At 71.4% G+C, this 21,013-nt stretch carries 29 protein-coding genes; 16 read left to right on the top strand and 13 right to left on the bottom strand.

Annotated elements, in window-relative coordinates:
* Window positions 1–3: 3 nt before the first annotated feature.
* Both OG990_RS13565 and OG990_RS13560 read right to left on the bottom strand, forming a co-directional pair.
* Window positions 4–672, bottom strand: coding sequence for a HEAT repeat domain-containing protein (locus tag OG990_RS13565; RefSeq protein WP_406080743.1), 669 nt, complete (start codon window positions 670–672; stop codon window positions 4–6).
* A gap of 90 nt (window positions 673–762) precedes the next feature.
* Complete coding sequence (locus OG990_RS13560) at window positions 763–1,887, bottom strand: FAD-dependent oxidoreductase (protein WP_406080742.1); 1,125 nt, start codon at window positions 1,885–1,887, stop codon at window positions 763–765.
* Between the two features lie 28 nt (window positions 1,888–1,915).
* Here OG990_RS13560 and OG990_RS13555 point away from each other — a divergent pair, with 28 nt between their 5' ends.
* Entirely contained in the window at window positions 1,916–2,641 is a 726-nt protein-coding gene (locus tag OG990_RS13555) for a TetR/AcrR family transcriptional regulator (protein ID WP_406080741.1), read from the top strand.
* Window positions 2,642–2,722: 81 nt separating this feature from the next.
* Here the strand turns inward: OG990_RS13555 and OG990_RS13550 are convergent, their stop codons facing one another.
* From OG990_RS13550 to OG990_RS13540, 3 genes are all read right to left on the bottom strand, one after another.
* Complete coding sequence (locus OG990_RS13550) at window positions 2,723–3,937, bottom strand: RNA polymerase sigma factor (RefSeq protein WP_406080740.1); 1,215 nt, start codon at window positions 3,935–3,937, stop codon at window positions 2,723–2,725.
* Window positions 3,937–4,323, bottom strand: coding sequence for a YciI family protein (locus OG990_RS13545; protein WP_406080738.1), 387 nt, complete (start codon window positions 4,321–4,323; stop codon window positions 3,937–3,939). Before OG990_RS13545 ends, OG990_RS13550 begins: the two co-directional genes overlap by 1 nt.
* Window positions 4,324–4,609: 286 nt before the next feature.
* Window positions 4,610–5,200, bottom strand: coding sequence for a DinB family protein (locus tag OG990_RS13540; protein WP_406080737.1), 591 nt, complete (start codon window positions 5,198–5,200; stop codon window positions 4,610–4,612).
* A gap of 160 nt (window positions 5,201–5,360) precedes the next feature.
* Here OG990_RS13540 and OG990_RS13535 point away from each other — a divergent pair, with 160 nt between their 5' ends.
* The gene (locus tag OG990_RS13535; RefSeq protein ID WP_406080735.1) at window positions 5,361–5,849 is read left to right on the top strand and encodes a YcxB family protein; all 489 of its coding nucleotides are present in this window, start codon (window positions 5,361–5,363) and stop codon (window positions 5,847–5,849) included.
* Window positions 5,850–5,925: 76 nt separating this feature from the next.
* Here OG990_RS13535 and OG990_RS13530 read toward each other — a convergent pair whose 3' ends face one another.
* Genes OG990_RS13530 through OG990_RS13520 form a run of 3 tightly spaced genes read right to left on the bottom strand, consistent with a single transcriptional unit; the run spans window position 5,926 to window position 8,160 of the window.
* Window positions 5,926–7,170: a hypothetical protein gene (locus tag OG990_RS13530; protein ID WP_406080734.1), complete on the bottom strand. Its 1,245-nt coding sequence runs from the start codon at window positions 7,168–7,170 to the stop codon at window positions 5,926–5,928.
* Window positions 7,171–7,220: 50 nt separating this feature from the next.
* Window positions 7,221–7,736 carry an NUDIX hydrolase gene (locus tag OG990_RS13525; protein ID WP_406080733.1) on the bottom strand — a complete coding sequence of 172 codons (516 nt, stop codon included), beginning with the start codon at window positions 7,734–7,736 and terminating at the stop codon, window positions 7,221–7,223.
* Window positions 7,729–8,160, bottom strand: a complete 432-nt coding sequence (locus OG990_RS13520) for an OsmC family protein (protein WP_328417430.1) — start codon at window positions 8,158–8,160, stop codon at window positions 7,729–7,731. The genes OG990_RS13525 and OG990_RS13520 overlap by 8 nt, the downstream gene beginning before the upstream one ends.
* Before the next feature lie 94 nt (window positions 8,161–8,254).
* On the opposite strand from OG990_RS13520, the gene OG990_RS13515 reads away from it, so the two are divergent.
* Window positions 8,255–8,746: a type II toxin-antitoxin system PemK/MazF family toxin gene (locus tag OG990_RS13515; protein WP_328417429.1), complete on the top strand. Its 492-nt coding sequence runs from the start codon at window positions 8,255–8,257 to the stop codon at window positions 8,744–8,746.
* 22 nt (window positions 8,747–8,768) lie between these two features.
* Here OG990_RS13515 and OG990_RS13510 read toward each other — a convergent pair whose 3' ends face one another.
* Complete coding sequence (locus OG990_RS13510) at window positions 8,769–9,035, bottom strand: hypothetical protein (RefSeq protein WP_406080732.1); 267 nt, start codon at window positions 9,033–9,035, stop codon at window positions 8,769–8,771.
* 272 nt (window positions 9,036–9,307) lie between these two features.
* Between OG990_RS13510 and OG990_RS13505 the strand changes: the two genes are divergently transcribed.
* The 3 genes from OG990_RS13505 to OG990_RS13495 all read left to right on the top strand — a co-directional run bounded on the left by OG990_RS13505 (window position 9,308) and on the right by OG990_RS13495 (window position 11,218).
* Complete coding sequence (locus tag OG990_RS13505) at window positions 9,308–9,652, top strand: metalloregulator ArsR/SmtB family transcription factor (protein ID WP_328417425.1); 345 nt, start codon at window positions 9,308–9,310, stop codon at window positions 9,650–9,652.
* Window positions 9,636–10,109 (top strand): SRPBCC family protein, encoded by a 474-nt coding sequence (locus OG990_RS13500; protein WP_328417423.1) that lies wholly within the window; start codon window positions 9,636–9,638, stop codon window positions 10,107–10,109. The genes OG990_RS13505 and OG990_RS13500 overlap by 17 nt, the downstream gene beginning before the upstream one ends.
* A gap of 95 nt (window positions 10,110–10,204) precedes the next feature.
* The gene (locus OG990_RS13495) at window positions 10,205–11,218 is read left to right on the top strand and encodes a phosphotransferase enzyme family protein (protein WP_406080729.1); all 1,014 of its coding nucleotides are present in this window, start codon (window positions 10,205–10,207) and stop codon (window positions 11,216–11,218) included.
* A 24-nt stretch (window positions 11,219–11,242) separates the two neighbouring features.
* Here the strand turns inward: OG990_RS13495 and OG990_RS13490 are convergent, their stop codons facing one another.
* A complete protein-coding gene (locus OG990_RS13490; RefSeq protein WP_328417419.1) occupies window positions 11,243–11,893 on the bottom strand; it encodes a GGDEF domain-containing protein in 651 nt (216 codons plus the stop codon).
* Window positions 11,894–12,160: 267 nt separating this feature from the next.
* Between OG990_RS13490 and OG990_RS13485 the strand changes: the two genes are divergently transcribed.
* The 8 genes from OG990_RS13485 (at window position 12,161) to OG990_RS13450 (ending at window position 18,237) form a co-directional block, all read left to right on the top strand.
* Window positions 12,161–12,400, top strand: coding sequence for a DUF397 domain-containing protein (locus OG990_RS13485; protein ID WP_328417417.1), 240 nt, complete (start codon window positions 12,161–12,163; stop codon window positions 12,398–12,400).
* A gap of 146 nt (window positions 12,401–12,546) precedes the next feature.
* Window positions 12,547–13,428: a helix-turn-helix domain-containing protein gene (locus OG990_RS13480; RefSeq protein WP_386992541.1), complete on the top strand. Its 882-nt coding sequence runs from the start codon at window positions 12,547–12,549 to the stop codon at window positions 13,426–13,428.
* A 107-nt stretch (window positions 13,429–13,535) separates the two neighbouring features.
* Window positions 13,536–14,378: an SAM-dependent methyltransferase gene (locus tag OG990_RS13475; protein ID WP_406080727.1), complete on the top strand. Its 843-nt coding sequence runs from the start codon at window positions 13,536–13,538 to the stop codon at window positions 14,376–14,378.
* The gene (locus OG990_RS13470) at window positions 14,375–14,599 is read left to right on the top strand and encodes a zinc-binding dehydrogenase (RefSeq protein WP_406081745.1); all 225 of its coding nucleotides are present in this window, start codon (window positions 14,375–14,377) and stop codon (window positions 14,597–14,599) included. The genes OG990_RS13475 and OG990_RS13470 overlap by 4 nt, the downstream gene beginning before the upstream one ends.
* A gap of 123 nt (window positions 14,600–14,722) precedes the next feature.
* The gene (locus OG990_RS13465; protein ID WP_328417411.1) at window positions 14,723–15,766 is read left to right on the top strand and encodes a LacI family DNA-binding transcriptional regulator; all 1,044 of its coding nucleotides are present in this window, start codon (window positions 14,723–14,725) and stop codon (window positions 15,764–15,766) included.
* Between the two features lie 2 nt (window positions 15,767–15,768).
* Window positions 15,769–15,972, top strand: a complete 204-nt coding sequence (locus tag OG990_RS13460) for a hypothetical protein (RefSeq protein WP_328417410.1) — start codon at window positions 15,769–15,771, stop codon at window positions 15,970–15,972.
* 132 nt (window positions 15,973–16,104) lie between these two features.
* On the top strand, window positions 16,105–17,571 hold the full coding sequence (locus tag OG990_RS13455) for a serine/threonine-protein kinase (RefSeq protein WP_406080726.1): 1,467 nt from the start codon (window positions 16,105–16,107) through the stop codon (window positions 17,569–17,571).
* 33 nt (window positions 17,572–17,604) lie between these two features.
* Window positions 17,605–18,237 (top strand): histidine phosphatase family protein, encoded by a 633-nt coding sequence (locus tag OG990_RS13450; RefSeq protein WP_328417406.1) that lies wholly within the window; start codon window positions 17,605–17,607, stop codon window positions 18,235–18,237.
* 14 nt (window positions 18,238–18,251) lie between these two features.
* Here OG990_RS13450 and OG990_RS13445 read toward each other — a convergent pair whose 3' ends face one another.
* Together OG990_RS13445 and OG990_RS13440 are read right to left on the bottom strand one after the other, a co-directional pair.
* Window positions 18,252–18,776, bottom strand: a complete 525-nt coding sequence (locus OG990_RS13445; protein ID WP_406080724.1) for a GNAT family N-acetyltransferase — start codon at window positions 18,774–18,776, stop codon at window positions 18,252–18,254.
* Window positions 18,777–18,831: 55 nt separating this feature from the next.
* Window positions 18,832–19,644 (bottom strand): helix-turn-helix domain-containing protein, encoded by an 813-nt coding sequence (locus OG990_RS13440; protein WP_406081743.1) that lies wholly within the window; start codon window positions 19,642–19,644, stop codon window positions 18,832–18,834.
* 140 nt (window positions 19,645–19,784) lie between these two features.
* Between OG990_RS13440 and OG990_RS13435 the strand changes: the two genes are divergently transcribed.
* A complete protein-coding gene (locus tag OG990_RS13435) occupies window positions 19,785–20,153 on the top strand; it encodes a nuclear transport factor 2 family protein (protein WP_406080723.1) in 369 nt (122 codons plus the stop codon).
* A gap of 40 nt (window positions 20,154–20,193) precedes the next feature.
* Complete coding sequence (locus OG990_RS13430) at window positions 20,194–20,532, top strand: DUF1330 domain-containing protein (protein WP_328417400.1); 339 nt, start codon at window positions 20,194–20,196, stop codon at window positions 20,530–20,532.
* Here the strand turns inward: OG990_RS13430 and OG990_RS13425 are convergent.
* Window positions 20,516–21,010 carry a VOC family protein gene (locus OG990_RS13425; protein WP_328417399.1) on the bottom strand — a complete coding sequence of 165 codons (495 nt, stop codon included), beginning with the start codon at window positions 21,008–21,010 and terminating at the stop codon, window positions 20,516–20,518. The two genes, OG990_RS13430 and OG990_RS13425, sit on opposite strands and share 17 nt — an antisense overlap.
* Between the last annotated feature and the right edge of the window lie 3 nt (window positions 21,011–21,013).

The raw sequence follows: 21,013 nt of genomic DNA, 5'->3' as shown, positions 1-21,013 counted from the left end.
CTGTCACCCCTCCTGGCCGGCCCTGCCGAGGGCTACGACGCGCTTCGCCTCCTCGATCGCGAACTCGAATCCGGCATCCGGGTCGCGCAACAGCCCTTCCGTGGCGATCGCGTGCGCGCGTACGAGAGGGTCGAGATCCGTCATCGCGGCGCGCAGGGTCGGCATGATCACCTCACCGAGCGCGATCAGCGCCCGGCTCAGGCTCAACTGCGTCTCACGGTTGCCGCGCCCGAGCTGTGTCGACAGCACTCCGGTCAACTCGGGTTCTTCACCTTCGGGCACGAGTACGACCGCTGCTCGCCAGGCGCTCCGCGCCACCTCGTCGTCGGCGTCGGTCAGCAGCGCCCGTGTTATCGCTGGCCACGTTTGCCGATCTCCGATCTTGGACAGCGTGTGCAACGCCTGGCTTCGTGCCTGCGCACGCTCCGAGCGAAGTTCGTCCATGAGCCTTGGGACCGTCACTGCTGACGAGTGTCGGATGAGTGCCCACGTCAGCATCTCGCGTACGTGAAAGTCGGGCTCGATCGCGCAGCGTTCGATGAGCTTGTCGATGAATCGGGGGTCAGGGGTCGTGCCGACCGCCAGCGCTGCCCGCAGCCGCACCGACGAGCTGCTGTTCGCCAGCCCCTGGAGAGCTCGCATCGCGTCCGTGTCCTCGTTCGGCCCGGTCATCGGGACCACCTCCCTGACACAGTGAAGAGCTTGTCACTGTGTCAAGGTCAAGCGGGACCACCCCGTGCGATGGCCAGGCGCAGCGCGTTCTCAGTCTGCAGGTGCCAGTTCGGCGGGCCGGGGCGTGAAGAAGCGGATGATGTCTTCCGCTGCGGTGGGGGACAGCATCATCGCCTGGACTCGTGCGGACATTTCGGCGATCGGGTGGATCCTGCTGAACATCGCCTCCTCGTACGCCTGAATTGCCGAGGCCGGGTCGGCGGGGTTGGCGGCGAGTCGGCTGGCGAGTTCGGCGGCGTCGAGCATGGCCTGGTTGGCGCCCTCGCCGACCGGCGGCATGAGGTGCGCGGCGTCGCCGATGAGGGTGATACCCGGCCGGCTGGACCAGCGCGTACCAATGGGCATCGCTTCGATCCTGCGCGGCGTCGGCGCGCTGTCGCCGGCCTCGATGAGTGCGGTGAGGCGTGGGTGCCAGCCACCGAACATGTCCAGCAGAGCACGCTTGCTGCGATATGTGTCGATCGGGCGATCCTCTGCGCGCAGCGAGATCCCGACGCGGAGGCTGCCATCGCCGATGCGTTGCGCCGCCAGGATCTGATTCACCCCGATGCACCACAGGTTCCCGGGGCCGACCAGCTCGGCGAGATCGGGATGGCGCCGGTCGACGTCGCAGATGTTCAGCTCCGCAAAGGTGGCCACATAGGATGTTTCCGCGTCGGTCAGCAGCGACCGGACAACCGAGCGCGCGCCGTCGGCACCGATGAGGATGTCGCAGTCGATTTTGTGGCCGCCGTCGAACGTCAGTCCCCAGCCTCCGTCAGGTCGTGGCGTCGCTGCGACAAGCCGGTGTCGCCACGCAACCGCGCCGCTGGGGAGCGAATCGAGCAGAAGATCACGCAGTACGCTCCGGTCAATCTCGGGACGTCCGGAGAATGAGCCAGGTTGCGGCTCATGGTGTACCAGGGTCCGTCCGGTCGGGTCGACGATGCGATGTTCCTCGCCCTCGGGCCGCGCCTCCGACCGGAACCGGCCGGTGAGGCCCGCCTCGGCCAGGGCCCGTTGCCCGGACTCCGGGTGCAGGTCGAGCGTGCCGCCTTGCGATCGCGCGGATCGGCTTGCCTCGCGCTCGTACACCACCGCATCGATGCCGTGCCGATGCAGGATCCGTGCCAGCGTCAGCCCGCCAAGGCCGCCACCGGCAATCGCGATTCTCATCTTCGTCCCCTTAGCGTACGCTGTATTCATGGATACGCCGTACGGTAGCGCGCCGATGCCCGTTTGGGAACGGCCCGAGCCCCAGCCGCGAGCGGCGCCGGTGCCGTTGAGCCGCGAGAAGATCGCCGCTACGGCGATCCGGCTAGCCGACGTGTACGGCCTCGACGGACTGTCGCTTCGCAAGATCGCCAAAGAGCTGGGGGTCGGCCCGATGCGGCTCTACGACTACGTGACCAACAGATCCGAACTGCTCGATCTGATGGTCGACGTCGTCTATGCCCGGATCGCCGAGGTCGGCCGGCACTCCGAGTGGCGCGCCACGGTACTGGCCGTCGCCCACGCGACCCGCGACGCCGCCCTTGATCATGAGTGGTTTTCCGATCTGCTCGGCGGGAGGCCACACTTGGGACCTCACGCGCTCGCCGTGGGCGAGGCGACCGCGGCGGCGTTGAGCCAGGCCCCCGGCGTGCGCGGCATCGACGATCTCCAGCGGGCTTTGAGCGCCCTCAACGCCTTCATCATCGGAGCGGTCCGCAGAGAGGTCACCGAGCGGCGCACCGCCCGTTCCACCGGCACCGATGAGGCCGCCTGGCAGGCCAGCCTCGGCCCTTACCTCACCCGCATGTTGAAGACCGGCCGGTACCCCACCGTCGCCCGGCTCGTCATCGACGGCGCCCACCTCAACGCCGAGGAAACCTTCAACCACAACCTGACCACCGTCTTGGACGGCATCACCAGCCATCCCCGCGCGTGACCAACTGCTCCGAGGCCAGCGGCCGAAGCGGGGAGGGAAACAACGCATCTGCTCGGATCCTGGCTGACCGAGCTGGGGAAGTCAGCCCAGCGCGGCTGCCTTACGCAGCAGCACTGAGCGTTCGCGCTGGTTGGCGCACAGCCGGGCCGCCAGCTCCAGTTCGGCGCGTGCCTCCGGTCGCCGGCCGAGGCGGGTCAGCAGCTCACCGCGCACGGTGGGAACCAGATGCGAACCGGGGAGCCGGTCCGAGGCGATCAGCTCGTCCACGATGGCCAGGGCCTGCGCTGGACCCGAGGCCATGGCCACGGCGACGGCCCGGTTGAGCTCGACCACCGGGGAGGGCGCGACCCGGCCGAGCGCCTCGTAGAGCACCACGATCCGGTCCCAGTTGGTCTCCTCGACCGAGGCTGCCGACGCGTGGGTGGCGGCGATCGCGGCCTGCAGACCGTAGGGGCCGAGGCCGCGAGTCGATGCCTTGGCCAGCGCGGCCAGCCCACGGCGGATCGCCGAGAAGTCCCAGAGCCGCCGGTCCTGGTCCTCGAGTAGGACCGGCGATCCGTCCGGGCCGGTCCGGGCCGGGAAGCGCGCGGCCGTCAGCTCGCACAGCGCGAGCAGGCCGTGCACCTCCGGCTCGTCCGGCTGCAGCGCGGCCAGCGTGCGGGCCAGCCGGATCGCCTCGTACGCGAGGTCGGGACGCAGCAGCCGGTCGCCCGACGTGGCCGTCGACCCCTCGGTGAAGATCACGTAGAGGACGCTGAGCACGCCGCCCAGCCGGCCCCGGCGCTCGCCGGCCGCCGGCAGTTCGAACGGCACCCCGGCCGCCGCGATCGTCTTCTTGCCCCGGGTGATGCGGGCCTGCACGGTCGGCACGGGTACGAGGAACGCGCGGGCGATCTCCTCGCTGGACAGGCCGCCGACCACGCGCAGGGTCAGCGCCACCCGGGCCTCCGCGGAGAGCACCGGGTGGCAGCTGACGAACATCAGCGCCAGGACGTCGTCGTCGATCTTGTCGGGGTCGACTTCTTCGTCGACCGCGGGGTCGGCCGCCAGCAGGGCGTATCGGTGCTGAAGGGCGGCCCGGCGGCGGATCGCGTCGATCGCCCGCCGCCGGGCCGTGGCCATCAGCCAGCCGGCCGGATTGGCCGGAGCGGCACGCGGCCACGACACCAGCGCCTCAGCCACCGCCTCCTGGGCCGCGTCCTCGGCCAGCCCGAAATCGCCGGTGAACCGGGTCAGCGCGGCGACGATCCGGGCCGACTCGATCCGCCAGACGGCCTCGACGTCGGCCGTACCCATCAGATCTGGCCGTTGCTCTCGCTGCCCTGCGGGACCTCGTCGGCCTCGGCCACCCGCCGGACCTCGATCTTGGACCCGCGGACCGCCGGGACCCGCTTGGCCCACTCGACCGCCTCCTGTTTCGTGGCGACATCGAGCAGGAAGTAGCCACCGAACAGTTCCTTGGTCTCGCCGTACGGCCCGTCCGTGACCACCGGCGCCTCGCCGCTGAAGTCGACCACGACGCCCTGGCCCGGATCGTCCAGCCCTTCCGCCGCGACGAGAACGTCGGCCTTCATCATGTCCTCGATGAACTGGCCGGTCTTGGCCATCATCTCGTCGAGACCAGCCATCATGGCCGCGTTCGTCTCATCGGTGCCCCGCATGATCAGCAGGTACTTCGACATCGCGTTCTCCTCGTCCGGCGGGGCCGCCCGTCGGCCCTCGCCCCCACACGTCGAACGAGCGGCCCGCGGATCGACACGGCCCCGGAAAAAAATCTTCCCACCCGCGTCCCGCCCGTCAGGCCGGCCCCTGAGCGTTGGCCAACGCGGACGCCTGGCTGATCAGGAAGCTCATTGTCGCAGCTCGGCAGGGCGGCGACGCTCACCCGGATCTCCGGTACATCGCCAGCCGCTCGCAACGTCGCCGGTGGATGCTGACCTCAGCGCCGGTGTCGACGGACCCGGGCGGCTATCCGAATCGGTCAGCGAGCTTCGTCAGCTTGGTGACGTACGCCGGCCAGTCATAGTCGTCGGGGATGCTGGTGTTCTCCCGCCGTAGGCCGATCGCCGTGTCGTGCTGCTCGCGCATGATGTCGGCGTGACCGGCGTGACGACCGAGGTCGCAGGTCACGTGGACGATGATCCTGTGCAGCGTCACGGCCTGTTTGCCTGGCCGCCACCACGGCACCCGTCCCGGCGCGTCGAGCGGTAGCTGTTGGATCGTCTGATCCGCGAACACCCCGACACGGCGATACAGGTCGATCAGTCCATCCTTCGTCTCCTCCTCCGTCGCGTACCAGTCTGCCTGCGGGTCCTCCTCGAACGCCTGCATGGGGACCAGTTCCTCAGGCGTCGGGAATTCGCGCCCGAAGGTAGGCCCGAAGTAGCCGGCTTCGACATTGAGGCAGTGCTTGAGGACTCCCAGTAGGTTGTTGCCGGTCGCGGTGCGGGGCATTCTGGCTTCGCGTTCGCTCAGCCCGTCGACCTTCCAGATCAGGTCTTCGCGAGTCGCCTGGAGGTAGTGGTGCAGCGCGGCCTTCGCATCGCCCAAGTCAGCCATGCCCGCCAGTTTTCCTCATGCGCCGAGCCGTCGTGCGAGGTGTCCTCTACAAGATCAGCGCCCGCCCGCAGCGGTCAGCATCTTCAGGCCGAAGCGGCCGGCCAGCGGGGCGGAAGTCAGGCGCTGCCCGGGCGGCGGGTGAGGGCACTATCGTTCTGGCGTGCACATCCGTTTTGACGTCCCAGCCGATCCCGCCTACCCAGGCCGCGTGGCCGCTGCGCTGAGCAGCGTGCGGCTGCGCAGGTTCGGCTATATCGGCGCGGTGCTGGCGGTGGTCGGGGCGATCGGTTTGGCCGTCTCGCGGGGGTTCGCGTGGGGCGAGCAGATCTCACCGCTGTGGATTGCGATGGTCGTGGGTGGCCTGCTGTCGATGCTGTACTCGCCGTGGGTGCGGTTGCGCGCCCGGCGCCGCTCCAGTCGTTACGCTGTCGAGGGCAGCTACGACATCACCGATGACAACATCATGATGCGCAGCGGCTCGGAGTCCGGGGGCATCGCCTGGGACGGGGTCGCCCAGGTAAGGGATACCCCGGAGTTCTGGATCGTGTACGTCGGCCAGATGCCGGCGACCGTCATCCCACGCCGGTTGATGTCCGCCGAGGACGCCGAGACGTTGCGAGCCCATATGGCCAAACGTGGGCTGCTGTAGTTTCGGTGACCTCATCTGCCGCTCACAAAGCGTGCGGGCCGCCGGCGCTTCGTCACTGCGCACGGAACGCCCTGGCTCACGCGTCGGCCTCGGGCAGCTCCTCCGGGTCGGCGACCCAGCCGGAGAAGACCGGCACCCCGTGCCAGGGCCCGGTGGTGCCGTCCGGCCGGGTATCGGTGGCGACCGCGACCACCGCGTACGGGTGGCCGAAGCGCAACTCGGCGGTGCGGGCGACGCCCTCCGGCGGCAGGCTGGTCAGGCCGAACATCCCGGTCACTGCCGCCGCCTCGAAGCCGTACCGGCCGAACCGGGCCATCGCCGCCTGACGCGCCTCGAAGGTCTCCACCGGCAGGGCCAGCGCGGTCGCCAACGTCGCCGACGCGGCCGGGAAGCCCAGTTTCGGAGCCGTCAGGTCATGCTCGCTCCGGGCCGACCAGCAGGGGAGTACCGCACGGTGGCGCTCCTCTCGGCCGTCGCGGGCCCGGGTCCGTACCCGCTCCTCGCGCAGCGTCCACAGCGAAGTGTCGCCGAGCGGCAGGTCGAACAGCGAGCGGCGACCGGCCGGCTCGGCGCCGTCGGCCGCGCCGGCGCTGAGCTGGTACGCGGCGGCCAGCACCTCGGCCGGCGGCACCTGCGGCGCGGCGGCCACCGAGACGACGACCAGCCCTGCGCCGTCGGTCGCCTGGGCTGGCGCGGCGTGCACGATCACGTCACCGGCCCCCGGGGTCGTCGCGATGGCGGCCCGGTGGCCGTGGCCCGGGCTGCGCAGCGCCCGGCGCAGCTTGGTCGCCCAGGCGCTGTCGACGCCGAGCGCGTCAGCGTCGGCGACCTCGAACGGGTCGGCCCAGGAGATCCGGGTGGCCAGCGCGCTGGCCAGGGCCAGCACCACGTCCGGCCCGACCCGCAGCGGGAACGTCTCGATCAGGCCGAGGGTGTTCTCACGCGCCCAGGCGTCCAACCCGGCCTGGTCGGGTAGCGCGCCGACCTCGGTCGCCGCCGGCAGCGCGGCCCGCCAGTCGGACGGTCCGCCATCGCCCTGCCCCGGCCGGTGCCAGAGCGCGGTGGCGGACGCCACCAGCGGATGCGGCGCGTCCAGCAGCGCGCGGGCGACCTCGGCCGCGCTGGTCAGGTCGGTGCCGAGGGCCTCCGCCAACCCGTCGGCCGCTCTGCGGTCGACCGCACGGGGGTCGGTCGCCGCCGTGGCGGAGAGCGCGAGCAGCAGCCAGGCGCCGAGCGGGGAGGCGACGTGGTGCTCGGCGCCGATCTGAGCGTGCAGGTTCTCGGCGTACCGGGACAGCGGGCCGTGCAGGTCGCTCGTCATGCCCCCACTCTGCCCGCCGCCGCTCGGTCCGGCATCCTCGCTGACCCGGTTCACGAGAACAGCTCGAACGGTTCGTCGATCTCCTCGCCGGCCAGGAAGGGCGTGATCAGCCGGGGGAGTCGTCCCGGGTAGAAGCGGGCCGAGCTGCCCACCACCTCGGGCAGCGGCCACCAGCGGAAGCCGAAGTAGTCCTCCAACTCGTAGTCGAGTCGCTGCGCCTCGTCCACGTCCGGACCGGGGCCGTCCAGCCGTACCGCGACGACCACCTCGTCCTGGACGTGGCGTAGTTGGCGGTGCAGGAAGCTCGCACGCCGCCGCCAGGTTGGCGGGCCCACCTGGTCGGCGGTGACCGCGATGCCGGTCTCCTCCCGCAGTTCCCGCACCGCCGTATCGCGGTAGGTCTCCCCGGGGTCCATGCCACCGCCGGGCAGCTCCCACCAGGTGCCCAGCCGCGGGTGGTCCGGGTCGCGGGTGTGGAACAGCAGCACCCGGTCGGCGCCGTCGCGGACCACCACCCGCACCGCGCTGCGCTCCAGGATCGGCAGGTCGTGTGGCAGCTCAGTCATCGGTACGCCCGGCGCCGGCGATCTCGGTGCGACCCAGCCGTACGGGGGTGCCACCGCGCAGCGAGTTGGGGATCTCGGCGATCGCGTCCACCCGCTCGACCAGTGCCCGGAGCACCTCCGGAGGGGCGTCGCCCTCGACCCGTACGTCGTAGCGGACCTCCGTGGACACGGCCGGTTCGCCGGTGAAGTCGCCCCGCACCGTCACCTCGACCCGGTGCAGGTCGAGGCCGGCCGCCCGCGCCTCCCGGAACAGGTCGTTGGAGACGCAGCCGGCGACCGCGAGGTAAAGCAGTTGGCCCCCGTTGAACCCGAGCCCGCCACCGCCGCCGTCCACCGGCCGGTCCACCACCAGGGTGTACGCCCCGGCGGAACCGAGTGCCGTAACCGCCCCGGGCAGACTCCTGGTACGTACCTCGATGGTCACTGCGCGCACCTCCGCGTCGTCGCGATGCCGCGCACCAGTCTGCCGTAGTACCGCCCGCTTCGACGGCCGCTGCGGGACCGGTAGGCTGCCCGCCGTGGCTGGTCTGTTGAGGAATGTGGCAGCGCGCATCTCACGGGTGGGCGCCGCGATCCCGTCGCCCCGGCGGTCCGGTCCGGCCCCGGCGAAGGTGGCCCGCCAGCGCCAGGTGAGCGCGTTGCAGCGGCGGGAGCTGACCTACGCCCCCGAGCGGGACGGCCAAGCCGACCCCGGCGAGATCGTGTGGACCTGGGTGCCGTACGAGGATGACCCCCGGCAGGGCAAGGACCGGCCGGTGCTGGTTGTCGGGCGGCACAGCCGGACGCTGTTCGGGCTGATGCTGTCCAGCCAGAGCGAGCGGCACGGGCAGCGGCACTGGTTCGCGCTCGGGCCCGGTGAATGGGACCGGGACAACCGGCCGAGCTGGGTCCGGCTGGACCGGGTGCTCACCATGCGCGAGGACAGCATCCGCCGCGAGGGGGCCGTGCTGGACCGGCCTCGGTTCGACCGGGTCGGGCAGGCCCTGCGCGCCGGCTACGGCTGGCGCTGACCGCCCCGCCCGGCACCTGGCGTCAGGCCGGCTCGCGGCCGGCGCCCTTCGCGTCCGGCGGCGGGTACGGCTGTTCGGCAAGCAGCCGGGCCAGGTGTGCGCTGTTGAGTGCCAGCGTCTTCGTGGTGCGGCCGGTGGTGTCGGGCTTGGGGCCGGCATCCTGGTAGTCCAGTGTGTGCAGCGCCTCGCCGACCCAGTAGGTGGCGCCGGCTCCGGCGCAGCTGAACCCCCGTCGACACCCCGAACCGCACGTCGTGGTCGACCACCCGGAGCATCTCGCCGTCCACACCCTGCATGGCGAGTTCGGCCAGCACCTCCCGACCGAGCTGTTCGGAGCTGGACGGGACCGGCGACGGCTTGAGGGTGCAGTTGAGAACGAGGGCGCGGATGCTCTCCACGTCGGTTCCTCTCGGCCGTCGATCGGTGATCGCCACCTCATACCCCGGCGCCGGTCCGAATCACACCGGTGCCGGACCGGCTTCTCCTGACGGGGTTGACGGAACCGCGGTGAGCGGTATATTCAACCCAACGGTTGATAACCCAGATGGTTGAGAGCGACTAATGACAACAGATCCGGTCAGCGCGGTGTTCGCCGCTCTCGCCGATCCGACCCGGCGGGCCATCCTGGCCCGGCTGGCGGCTGGCGAGGCGACGGTCAACGAGTTGGCGGAGCCGTTCCCGATCAGCGTGCAGGCGATCTCCAAGCACCTCAACGTGCTGGAACGCGCCGGGTTGATCGTGCGGACCCGTGAGGCGCAGTGGCGTCGATGCCGGCTCGACCCGGCCCCGCTGCGCACGCTTGCTGAATGGGTCGAGCAGTACCGCCGGCTCTGGGACGACCGTTACGACAGGTTGGACGACTACCTACGCGATCTGAAGGAGAACAGTGATGAGCGAGCTCCGTGACCTCGTGATCGACCTCCCGTCCGACCGGGAGATCACCCTCACCCGTTCTTTCGACGCCCCGCGCGAGCTGGTCTTCGCCGCGCACACCCAGGCCGAGCACCTGAGGCAATGGTGGGGGCGGGGCAACCCGCTGGACATCGAGATCGACTTCCGGGAAGGCGGCAGCTACCGCTTCGTCGAACACGCCGAGGACGGCAACGACTACGCGTTCCGCGGCGAGTTCCGGGAGATCGCCGCACCGGAGCGGATCGTGCAGACCTTCGAGTTCGAGGGCATGCCGGGCCAGGTGGCGGTGGAGACGATCGTCTTCACCGAGGGCGACGGCGGCACCGTGATCACCAGCACGACCCGGTTCGACACCAAGGAGCAGCGCGACGGCATGGCCGATTCCGGCATGGCGCAGGGCGCCGCCGAGTCGTACGCCGCACTGGACCGGCACCTCGCCACGCTGCGCTGAGCCGGTAGGGCCCGGGTGCCGCGCGCGGCGACGCCCGGGCCGGCGCCGGTCTAAATTCGATGGGCCGGCGGCCCGGCCGATGGCAGGGTGTCCTCATGATCGAGGACGCGTCGCGGCAGGTGGTCGGCTGGGTCCGCGCGGACTTCGGCCTCGACCTGACCACGATGGACGAGGTGACCCACGGTGCCGACCAGCACGCCCGGCTGTGGCTGGCGCGAGCCGCCGACGGCGCCCGGTACGCGGTCAAGCTGAGCGGTGGCGGCACCCCGGCCGGCCTGGTCGTGACGGCGCACCTGGCCGGGCAGGGGGTGCCGGGCATTCCCGCGCCGTTGCGTACCCGCGACGGGCGGCTGTGCGGTGACCGCGACGGCCGCCGCCTCTCGGTGGTGCCCTGGGTCTCGGACCATCGGGCGCTCGACGGCCCGATGACCGAGGCGCACTGGCGCACGTACGGCGAGCTGCTGGCCGCGGTGCACGCGGTGCCGGTGACCGACGAGCTGATGCGGCTGCTGCCGGCCGGCGGCGCGGCGTACCCGGCGATCGTGGCCGGGACCCGCGCGATGGCCGAGCGGTTGCGCGACCCGGACCCGGCCGACCCCGCCGGCCCGCTGCTGGCCGAGCTGGCGGGCGTCTGGTCCGCGGTGGCCGACCGGGTGTCGGCCCTGACCCGCGAGGTCGAGCGCCGCGCCGCCGACCCGGCCGGGCCGGTCGTGGTCTGCCACGGTGACCCGCACCTGGGCAATCTGCTGCTCGGCCCGGACGGGCAGGTCTGGCTGATCGACTGGGACGACGCGGTGCTCGCCCCGCCCGAGTGTGACCTGATGTTCGTCATCGGCGGGGTGCTCGCCTTCGCACCGATCACCGCCGAGCAGGAGATGGCCGTCCTCGCCGGCTACGGCCGGGTCGACGTCGACCCGGCCCGCCTGGCCTGGTTCCTCGCGGTCCGCGCGCTCGACGACCTGAGCGACTGGACCCGCCAGGCGTTGGACACCGGCGCCAGCGCGGCCGATCGGGCACGGTCAGCGGGGATCGTGCGGGGGTTGGTGTCGCCGGTCGGCCTGGTCACCCTCGCCGACGCGGCACTGCGCGACCTCGACCAGGTGCGTTGACCCCACCCGCGGATCCCCGAACGGTCAGCACTCGGCCACACGTGCGATGTCGACGAGCTGCCGGGGTGACCTGCTGCCGCCGAGACTCTTCGCCTGGTACATGGCCGCGTCGGCGCGGCTGAGCGCATCGGTGAGCTGGGCCGGGCCGGTCACCGGGGCGAGACCAACCGAGGCGGTCACCTGGACGCTGCATCCGGTCAGTCGGATCGGGGCGGCGAGGGTCTCGCTGAGCCGCCGGGTGGCGTGCTCGATCCAGCGCCGATCGACGGTCGGGCTGGCGAGCAGCCCGGCGAACTCGTCCCCGCCGAGGCGGGCGACGAGGTTGTCGCCAGCGAACCCGGCCAGCCGCTCGGCCACGCAGATCAGCACCTGGTCGCCGGCGGCGTGCCCGTACCGGTCGTTGATCTGCTTGAAGTCGTCCAGGTCGAGCACGATGGCGATCAACGGCTGCCCGGCCGCGTCGGTGAGCAGGGTGGCCGCGAGCCGGTAGAAGGCGCGCCGGTTGGGCAGCCCGGTGAGCGGGTCGTGGCTGGCGGCGTGCCGCTCGGCGGCGAGCTCGGCCTGGAGGTGCTCGATCTCGGCCTCGGCGCGCAGCGCCCGTCGGCGGAGCTGCCAGGAGGAGAGCAGCGCGCCCGCGGCGCAGATGCCGGAGGCGACACTCATCGGATCCGGCACGAACACTCCCATCGCCGCGACCGCCTCCAGCCCTCGGCCGGCGCGGCGCGCACGCCGCGTCGGGCCCAGTTTCTCCTGATGGTTGCCCCATTCGGGTAACTCAACGTAAACGGATGGGCACCGTTCACGTGCGTTATCATGCTCGCCGTCCGGTGCAGATGCAATAGCAGATGCACGTGCAGCACCGTCCAATGTCGATACCGCACCCCTCGCCGTCACCGCTCCTCCCACGGGCATCGGCGGGCTCGTGAGCAGAAAGACGCCCTCATGCAGCAGCCTCCGAATGGCGTTCCGATCCATCAGTTGCCTCCGCTGAGCTGGAAGAAGAGTCGCCGCAGCAACCCCAGCGGGAACTGTGTCGAACTCGCCGAACTGCCCGGCGGAGCGGGCATCGCGGTCCGCAACTCGCGACATCCGGAGGGGCCGGCGCTGATCTACACGGTGGATGAGATCGCGGCCTTCGTGCTCGGCGCTCGGGATGGCGACTTCGACCATCTCATCAACTGAGCGTTGCCGATGGACCATCCCGGCGACGGGACTGATTCACCGGTCCGGAGGAGTTCATCTCACTGTCGGTCCATGGCATGCTTACACGTCGGTCGGGCCGGGGTGCCCGACCGCGTGGATCGGTATCCGGAGGTCCGCACGTGACGATGGTTCCCGCCGAGGGCGGCCCGACAACCGGGCCAACCGTGCTGCGCATCCTGCTCGGTGCCCAGCTGCGCCGGCTGCGGGAGTCCAGCGGGGTGACGCGGGAGGGCGCCGGCTGGGAGATCCGGGCCTCCGAATCCAAGATCAGTCGGATGGAGCTGGGCCGGGTCGGGTTCAAGGAACGCGACGTGTCGGACCTGCTCACCCTCTACGGGGTCACCGACGAGCAGGAGCGGGAGGCGCTGCTCAAACTCGCCCGGGACGCCAACAGCCCCGGCTGGTGGCACCGCTACGGCGACGTCCTGCCCACCTGGTTCCAGTCGTACCTGGGGCTGGAGGCAGCGGCCGCGCTGATCCGCAGCTACGAGGTGCAGTTCGTGCCCGGCCTGCTGCAGACCCGGGAGTACGCCCGGGCGGTGGTGCTGCTCGGGCACGGCGCGGCCGGCTCGGCCGAGATCGACCGGCGGGTCGCCCTGCGACTGCAGCGCCAGCAGTTGCTCCACCGGGAGCACCCGCCACAGCTCTGGGCCGTGGTGGACGAGGCGGCGCTGCGCCGCCCGATCGGCGGCGCCGAGGTGATGCGCGACCAGTTGACCGCGCTGATCGAGGCGACCAAGTCGCCGAACATCCGCCTCCAGGTCATCCCGTTCGCCGCCGGTGGCCACGCCGCCGCCGGGGGAGCGTTCACCATCCTGCGCTTCGGTGACCCGGAGCTGCCCGACATCGTCTACATCGAACAGCTCACCAGTGCCATCTACCTGGACAAGCGAGACGACCTGGACTACTACGCGGTGGCGATGGAGCGGCTGTGCGTCGAGGCCGAGCCGCCGGAGCGCACCCCGGAGATCCTCGGACGGCTGCTGGAGGATCTCTATCCAGCGTGACCGGCGACCGGGGCGGTGCTCCGGCCTGGGTGGCCCTAACATGGTCGGCGACCGGTGACAGTGGACAGATGATGTCGGTCGATGCGTGCCGACTCGTGGAGGCAGCCTTGACCACCGATGCTCCCGGCGCGACGGCCGGCGTACCGAGCGACCGGATCGACACCTCGGTGCCCCACCCGGCCCGCCGCTACAACTACTGGCTGGGCGGCAAGGACAACTTCGAGGCCGACCGGGAGTCCGGCGACGCGATGGCGGCCTCGTTCCCGACCATCCGCATCTCCGCACTGGAGAATCGCCGCTTTCTCGGGCGGGCGGTGGGCTACCTGGCCCGCGAGGCTGGCATCCGGCAGTTCCTCGACATCGGCACCGGCATTCCGACCGCCGACAACACCCACGAGGTCGCCCAGGGCATCGCGCCGGAGTCCCGGGTGGTCTATGTGGACAACGACCCGATCGTGCTCGCCCACGCCCGCGCGCTGCTGACCAGTTCCGCCGACGGCGCCACCGCCTACATCGACGCCGATCTGCGCGTTCCCGAGCGGATCCTCACCCATCCAGAGCTGCTGCGCACCATCGACCTGTCGCGGCCGGTCGGGCTCATGCTGGTGGCCGTCCTGCACTTCGTGCCGGACGGCGACGACCCGTACGCGCTGGTGCGGCGGCTGCTCGACGCGCTGCCGGCCGGCAGCTACCTGGCCGCCTCTCACGCCACCCACGAGTACCTGCCCCCGCAGGTCGCCGAGGAGGCCAGGGCGGCGGCCAAGGGCGGCGGCCCGCACGGCCTGATCAACCTGCGCACCCGGGCCGAGTTCACCGGCTTCTTCACCGACCTCGACGTGGTCGAGCCGGGCATCACCTCGGTCGCCGAGTGGCGGGCCGAGAGTGAGCCGCAGCCGCGCCCCTCAGCGACCGAGGTGAGCATGTACGGCGCGGTGGCCCGCCTGCCCTGACCCCGTCGGGCGGCGCGCTCGTCGGTCCCCGGTTCAGGAGCCGGGTGGTGGTCCAGGAGGTGTACGCCGACGGCGCCCGGCTGACCGAGCTGTCCGCGCTGGTCGACAACGGGCAGTTCGGCCTGCGGTTGGCCGGACGGCTGCCACTGGCCGAGGTGGCGGTGGCGCACGAGCGGCTGGCCGCCGGGGGCGTGCGGGGTCGTCTGGTGCTGGTGCCCTGACGGCTCGACGACGGGATTGGTCGGCGCACGGTATTGACCGACGCCGACCGGTCCGGCTAATCTCTGAATCGATACAGACTGGATCGATACAGAGAGGTGCCGGTGAAGCCAACCCTGCAAGCCGTGGCAGACGCCGTTGGCGTCTCGCGCAGCACCGTTTCCAACGCCTACAGCCGCCCCGACCAGCTCTCCGCCGCGCTGCGCGAACGGATCCTGGACGCCGCCCGGCAGCTCGGCTACCCGGGCCCCAACCCCACCGCCCGCTCCCTGCGCCGCGGCTTCGTCGGATCGATCGGCGTGCTGTTCACCTCGCAGTTGTCGTACGCCTTCACCGACCCGTTCGCGGTCCGCTTCCTCGCCGGGGTCGGCAGCGCGGCAGAGCGGCACGGCACCAGCATGTTGCTGGTGCCGCTGCCCCCGGCGCAGACCGACGCCCGGCGGGCGGTGGAAAACGCTGCGGTCGACGGGTTCTGCGTCTACTGCGTCGCCGACGAGGAGTGGGCGTTGGACGTGATCCGGGATCGCGGGCTGCCGTACGTCAGCACGGCCTCCCGCGACGACGCCGGCCCCGACGAGCGGTTCGTCGGCATCGACGAGCGGGCCGCGGCCCGCAGCGTCGCCGCGCACGTGGCCGGCCTCGGCCACCGCCGGGTGGCCCTGCTCGCCGATGGCGTGTTGCCCGACGCGCCGGCCGGCCGACTCACCCTGTCCGGGGTGAACGAGGCGGTACACCCGACCACCCGAGGCCGGCTCGCCGGGTTCGCCGACGCGTTCGCCGAGGTCGGCGTCGACTGGGCCGAGCTGACCGTGGTCAACGCTCCGGGCAACAGTCGCCAGGCGGCGTCCGCGGCCGTCGCCGGGCTGTTCGACGGGCCCACACCGCCGACCGCCGTGCTGGCCGGCTCCGACGTGCTCGCACTCGGCGTGCTGGACGCCCTGGCCCAGCGGCCGGCTGGCGAGCGCCCGCCGGTGTCGGTGACCGGCTTCGATGACATCCCCGAGGCCGCCGCTGCTGGCCTCACCACCGTTCGGCAGCCGGCCGAGGAGAAGGGCCGGATCGCCGCCGAACTACTGCTCGACCCGCCCGCGGACACCGCAGCCGGCCACGTGCTGCTGCCCACCGCACTCGTCGTCCGGGCCTCAACCGGACCTGTCCCGAGGAGTTGACCATGGAACACTCGACCGGCTACATCACCGCCCTCGACGCGATGAACCGACACGTCAACTCGGCCCGCCCGGATGCTCCGGTCCAGGTCGAGCGAGTCCGGCCGCCGTTGCTCGCGCCGTCCCGGCGGGCCACCGCCGTCGTCCTGCGCCGGCTCGCCGACCGGATCCAGCCGCGACCGCTGCCCGCCGCAACCCCCTGCTCCTAGCCGACCCGCCGGCCCGGGGCCGGTCCGCCGTCACCCGCGGACCGGCCCATTTCGGTACGTAGGTGAGGAGTGGGCCGGTACCGGGCGCCCTGGGTGGTCGAGGGGGACGCGGCCAGGCAGACTGGTGAGGCCATGTCGCCGTTCACGCCCACTCTCCGTCTCCACGACCGCTACGTACTGCACGAGCGGATCGGCCTTGGTGGCATGTCCGAGGTCTGGCGGGCCGACGACGAGGTCCTCGGCCGGCCGGTCGCCGTCAAGGTGCTCGCCGGGCAGCTCGCCGCCGACCCGCAACTGCGGGCCACCATCCAGCGCGAGGCCCGCGCGGCCGCCCGGCTGACCCACCCGCACGTGACCCAGGTGTACGACTACGGCGAGGCGACCCTGGCCGGCGGCGCGGTGGTGCCGTACCTGGTGATGGAGCTGGTCGACGGGCACAACCTGGCCGACCGGCTGCGGACCGGCCCGCTGCCCTGGCCGGAGGCGGTCCGGGTGGCCGGGCAGATCGCCGCGGCGCTGGCCGCCGCGCACCGCATCGGCGTGGTGCACCGCGACGTCAAGCCGGGCAACGTCATGCTCACCGACACCGGCGCCAAGGTGCTCGACTTCGGCATCGCCGCGCTCGGCGGGCCGCACCACCCGCTCGGCGGCCAGACCGGCGAGCCGCTGATGGGCACGCCTGCCTACTTCGCACCGGAGCGACTGGCCGCCGGCCCTCCGGACCCGGCCAGCGACGTGTACGCCCTCGGCGCGCTGCTCTACCGCACGCTCACCGGGTGGGCACCGCTGCCCGTGCAGAGCTGGGAGGACGCGCTGGAGGTGCACCGGCGGGGCACTCCGGTCCCGCCGCTGCGGGTGCCCGGCCTGCCAGCCGACATCGCCGAGCTGACCATCGCCTGCCTGGCCGCCGACCCGGCCCGCCGGCCGACCGCCGCACAGCTCGCCACCCGGTTCGGTGCCGGCCAGCCGGTCGAGCCGCCCACCGAGATGCTGCGCGTCCTGCCGTCAGCGCACTCGGCCCACCCGCCCACCCTGATCGACCGCTCGGCGGCCCGCCCCCACCCCACACCGGCTGACGCCCCGCCCCGCCGCCGCCGGTCACGACGACCCCTCGCTGTGCTGGCCACGGCCGGTCTCGCGGCGCTGGTCGGTCTCGGCGCGCTGCTCGCCCAGAGCGTCGGCTCGCCCGACTCGTCACAGGTCGCCGACTCACCGTCGACCACCGCCCCGGCACCGTCAACCACCAGCCAGTCGCCGACGCCGGCGGCACCATCCTCGCCGCCGGCCAGCAGCTCCGCGCCTCCGACCATCGGTCAGCAGGTGCCGGTCAGCCTGCGGCAGGTAACCACCGCGTTCGCCGCGGTGCTCGCTGAGGCGCAGGCCCGCGACGAGATCGACCGGAGGACCGCCGAGGATCTGCGCGACGATCTGGAGGACCTCAGCCGCCGTTCGAAGGACCGCGCCAAGCACGTCACCGAGCTGCGGGAACGCATCGCCGAGTTGGTGGACCGGGACCGGCTGTCGGCGCGGACGGGCGCACAACTCGATGCCCTGCTCAGTCAGGCCAACGGCTTTTCCACCGGCCGTACGGACGACTGATACATCTACCAGCACCGCTGGCATGATGGTCCGATGCGGACGCGGCTGATCTTCGTACGACATGGCGAGTCGATCCACCACGTCGAGGGGATCGTGGGCGGCCCGCACGGTTGCCGGGGCCTGACCGACCTGGGCCACGATCAGGCACGTCAGTTGGCCCGGCGGCTCGCCGTGGACCTTGCCGCCGACAGACCAGCCGCCGTGTACTCGTCCGTGCTGCGCCGGGCCGTCCAGACCGCTCAGCCGATCGCCGCGGCGCTGGGCGTCAATCCGGTCGCGGACTGTGGTCTGTGCACCTGGCACACGCCGCCGTACGCCGACGGTCTGCCGATCAGCCGGTTCCAGGCCGACTACGCGGCGGAGGGTGGGGGCGTGTTCCGGCCGTTCGAGAAGGGCAACGAGAGCTGGGCCGAGTTGGTCGTCCGCGTCAGCCGCGCGATCATGGAGATCGCACAACGACACCGGGGTGCCACGGTGCTGCTGGTCGGACACACCGAGACCGTCGAAGGCGCGTTCCACGCGCTCGGCGCTCAGCCGCTCTACCGGGCGTTCGACCTGGGGGTGGCCGCAGCCTCGATCACCGAATGGACCACGGACGACGATACCGCCGGCTGGCCGCCGGCCCGCTGGACCCTGCGACGCTTCAGCGACACCGGGGGCGTGTGACAGCCGAGGGCGGGCTAGAGCTTGATCCAGTACCGCCGCACCGCGCCGTGTTCGGTGTCCCGGATGTCCTCGAGGACACCGCCGTGATGCTCGATCGTCCTCGCTGAGGCGACGTTGTCCACGGCGCAGGTGACCAGCACCTGATCCAGGCCGAGGGCCCGTGCCTCATCGAGCATCCGGCCCAGCGCCCAGGTGGCCAATCCACGCCGGCGCGCGGACGGCCGGATGCCGTAACCGATGTGGCCGGCGACCCGCAACAGGTAGTCGTCGAGCCCGTGCCGCAGCGCGATCCCACCGAGCACCTCGTCACCTTCGACGATCCATCGGTACGTGCACCGCACCTGTCCAGCGGCCAGCGGCTTCGCCGGGTCCGACTCGTCCGCGAGCCGACCCACCCAGGCCGCGAACTCGTCAGGCGAGCGCACCTCGTCGGACGGCCGCAGCCCGAAACCGTCCTCGTGGAGGCCGGGACCCCACTCGGCATGCGCCTTGAGCCAGGCGGCGTGCAGGCGGACGGTGGGAGCGATCAGGTCGGGCATGGGGCGACGGTATCCGCCTGGGCGGCGTACCGACACCGGAGCCGGTGGTGAAGTGTCACGTGCCCGTGCCGACTCCCGACGTGGCGAGGGCCTGGAGCGTTTCAGTGGTCGCCGAGTCGGCAGGGAAGAAGGCCTCGACGGCCAGCCCGGAGACGGTGACATCCAGAGGCGTGCCGAAGAGGGTGGTGGTGCTGAAGAAGGACATCTCCTGGTCGTTGTGGCGGTACCGGAGCGGGATGACGATGCGCGAAACCGCCTCGCTGATCGGTGCGCCGTGGCCGTTGCCGCCGGGGTAGCCGCGAAGCTCCTCGTGCAGGTCGTACAGGACCGGGTCGTTGGTTGTCACGGCCTGCTGCCGCAGCCGGTTGAGCAGGTGGGCGCGCCACTCGGGCAGGTTGAGGATTCGCGGGGCCATGCCGTCGGGGTGCAGGCTGAGCCGCAGCACGTTGATCGGTGGAGTCAGAAGGCGGGGCTCGGCACCGGCGGTGAACAGGGCGACGGCAGGGTTGGCATCGACGAGTTGCCAGTGCTGGTCGACGAGCAGCGCTGGGTACGGGCTGTGTCCGTCGAGGATCTGTCGTATGGCGGCACGTACCGGATCCAGTTCCGGATCGCTCAGCTCGTGGCTGGAGTAGGCGGGCGCGTAGCCGCCGGCGAGCAGCATCGTGTTGCGCTCAGCCAGCGGCATGTCGAGCTGCTCCGCCAGCCGCAGGATCAGCTCCGGGCTCGGACGAGATCGCCCGGTCTCCACGAAGCTCAGATGCCGGGCCGACACTCCCGCCTCGATCGACAGGTCGAGCTGACTCATTCCGCGAGTTCGGCGCCAGTCGCGCAGCAACTCCCCGACTGGTCGCCCGGGCCTGGTCATGGTCCTCACGCCCCGACCCTAGTGACCGCATCGGCGCACCGGCCATTACCTGCGACGTAATCGACAAGGCGCCAGGGCGCCGAGATCATTTCTTCCAGAGGCGACAACCCGCCCCATCCCTAGCGGGCAAGGAGAGATCCGTGGCTACCACCTTCGATGAGCTGGCCGAGCGGTATATCGCGATGTGGAACGAGAACGATCCGGCGAGGCGGCGCCGGGACATCAACGACCTGTGGGCCCCCGAGGGCCGCTACGTCGACCCACTGGCCGTCGCCGAGGGCCGGGAGGCGATCGACGCGACGATCGCCGCGGTGCAGAACCAGTTCCCCGGCATGACGTTCCGGTTGGCCGGACCGGTCGACGGCCACCACAACCAGGTCCGCTTCACCTGGGAGCTCGGGCCGGAAGACGTCGAGGCGCCGATCGTGGGCTTCGACGTCGCAACGACCGACGAGGACGGACGGCTGACCCAGGTCCTGGGTTTCCTGGACCGCGTCCCGACGGCGTAATTGACTTCCAGGGCCGACCACCGTAACGAACGGAGAACCCATGACCGCGTACGCGCTTGCGCACCTGCGCAGAGCACCCATCCACGCCGACGTGTTGGAGTATCTGGAGCGTATCGATGCCACCCTCGCCCCCTTCGGTGGCCGGTTCATCGTCCACGGCGGCACCGTTGACGTGATGGAAGGCACCTGGCCGGGCGATGTGGTGATCATCGAATTTCCCGACCTGCCCACGGCTCGCTCCTGGTATCACTCCAGCAACTATCAGGAGATCAAGCCCTTGCGGACAAGGCACCTCGCCGGCGAGGCCATCCTGGTGGACGGAGTGGAGCCCAACCACAGCTCAGCGCAGATGGCCGCCGAACTCAGCCGAACGAAATGAGGGCACCGCGCTCGTCGAAACGGGCCGTGCCCGCCCACGCGAGCTCCCAGCGGTTGCCCTCCGGATCTGCGAAGTAGCCCGAGCGCCCACCCCAGGCCCGGTCGGTCGGCTCCGCGACCACGGTGGCGCCCGCCGCGACGGCCGTGGCGAAGGCCGCGTCGACGGCCTCGCGGCTGTCGACGTTGCAGGCCAGCGTGACGCCGGACCAGCCGCCCGCCGGATCTGCCACGCCGGGCGCCGCCTCGGCCGCCAGCTCGGGCAGCGGATAGAGCGCGAGCAGAACGCCGCCGAGCAGGAACGCCGACCAACCGTCGTCACTAGACGGCAGCTCGGGCCAGCCCAACGAACGGTAGAACGAGCGCAACGTGCCGATGTCGCGCGTGCCCAGCGTGACAACGGACAGTCGAGAAGGGAGCGTGCTCATGTGGCGATGATGCCCGGCCCGTACGACATCGGCCGGAGCCGCGCCGAGCGTCATCAG

It is taken from the genome of Micromonospora sp. NBC_00858, from assembly GCF_045207365.1.
Classification (GTDB): Bacteria; Actinomycetota; Actinomycetes; order Mycobacteriales; family Micromonosporaceae; genus Micromonospora.
This window is presented reverse-complemented; position numbering and strand designations above follow the sequence as displayed.

Coding starts and splice junctions, on each gene's coding strand:
- OG990_RS13565 (WP_406080743.1), bottom strand. CDS start 672: ATGACCGGGCCGAACGAGGACACGGACGCGATGCGAGCTCTCCAGGGG.
- OG990_RS13560 (WP_406080742.1), bottom strand. CDS start 1,887: ATGAGAATCGCGATTGCCGGTGGCGGCCTTGGCGGGCTGACGCTGGCA.
- OG990_RS13555 (WP_406080741.1), top strand. CDS start 1,916: ATGGATACGCCGTACGGTAGCGCGCCGATGCCCGTTTGGGAACGGCCC.
- OG990_RS13550 (WP_406080740.1), bottom strand. CDS start 3,937: ATGGGTACGGCCGACGTCGAGGCCGTCTGGCGGATCGAGTCGGCCCGG.
- OG990_RS13545 (WP_406080738.1), bottom strand. CDS start 4,323: ATGTCGAAGTACCTGCTGATCATGCGGGGCACCGATGAGACGAACGCG.
- OG990_RS13540 (WP_406080737.1), bottom strand. CDS start 5,200: ATGGCTGACTTGGGCGATGCGAAGGCCGCGCTGCACCACTACCTCCAG.
- OG990_RS13530 (WP_406080734.1), bottom strand. CDS start 7,170: ATGACGAGCGACCTGCACGGCCCGCTGTCCCGGTACGCCGAGAACCTG.
- OG990_RS13525 (WP_406080733.1), bottom strand. CDS start 7,736: ATGACTGAGCTGCCACACGACCTGCCGATCCTGGAGCGCAGCGCGGTG.
- OG990_RS13505 (WP_328417425.1), top strand. CDS start 9,308: ATGACAACAGATCCGGTCAGCGCGGTGTTCGCCGCTCTCGCCGATCCG.
- OG990_RS13500 (WP_328417423.1), top strand. CDS start 9,636: ATGAGCGAGCTCCGTGACCTCGTGATCGACCTCCCGTCCGACCGGGAG.
- OG990_RS13495 (WP_406080729.1), top strand. CDS start 10,205: ATGATCGAGGACGCGTCGCGGCAGGTGGTCGGCTGGGTCCGCGCGGAC.
- OG990_RS13485 (WP_328417417.1), top strand. CDS start 12,161: ATGCAGCAGCCTCCGAATGGCGTTCCGATCCATCAGTTGCCTCCGCTG.
- OG990_RS13480 (WP_386992541.1), top strand. CDS start 12,547: ATGGTTCCCGCCGAGGGCGGCCCGACAACCGGGCCAACCGTGCTGCGC.
- OG990_RS13460 (WP_328417410.1), top strand. CDS start 15,769: ATGGAACACTCGACCGGCTACATCACCGCCCTCGACGCGATGAACCGA.
- OG990_RS13455 (WP_406080726.1), top strand. CDS start 16,105: ATGTCGCCGTTCACGCCCACTCTCCGTCTCCACGACCGCTACGTACTG.
- OG990_RS13450 (WP_328417406.1), top strand. CDS start 17,605: ATGCGGACGCGGCTGATCTTCGTACGACATGGCGAGTCGATCCACCAC.
- OG990_RS13445 (WP_406080724.1), bottom strand. CDS start 18,776: ATGCCCGACCTGATCGCTCCCACCGTCCGCCTGCACGCCGCCTGGCTC.
- OG990_RS13440 (WP_406081743.1), bottom strand. CDS start 19,644: ATGACCAGGCCCGGGCGACCAGTCGGGGAGTTGCTGCGCGACTGGCGC.
- OG990_RS13430 (WP_328417400.1), top strand. CDS start 20,194: ATGACCGCGTACGCGCTTGCGCACCTGCGCAGAGCACCCATCCACGCC.
- OG990_RS13425 (WP_328417399.1), bottom strand. CDS start 21,010: ATGACGCTCGGCGCGGCTCCGGCCGATGTCGTACGGGCCGGGCATCAT.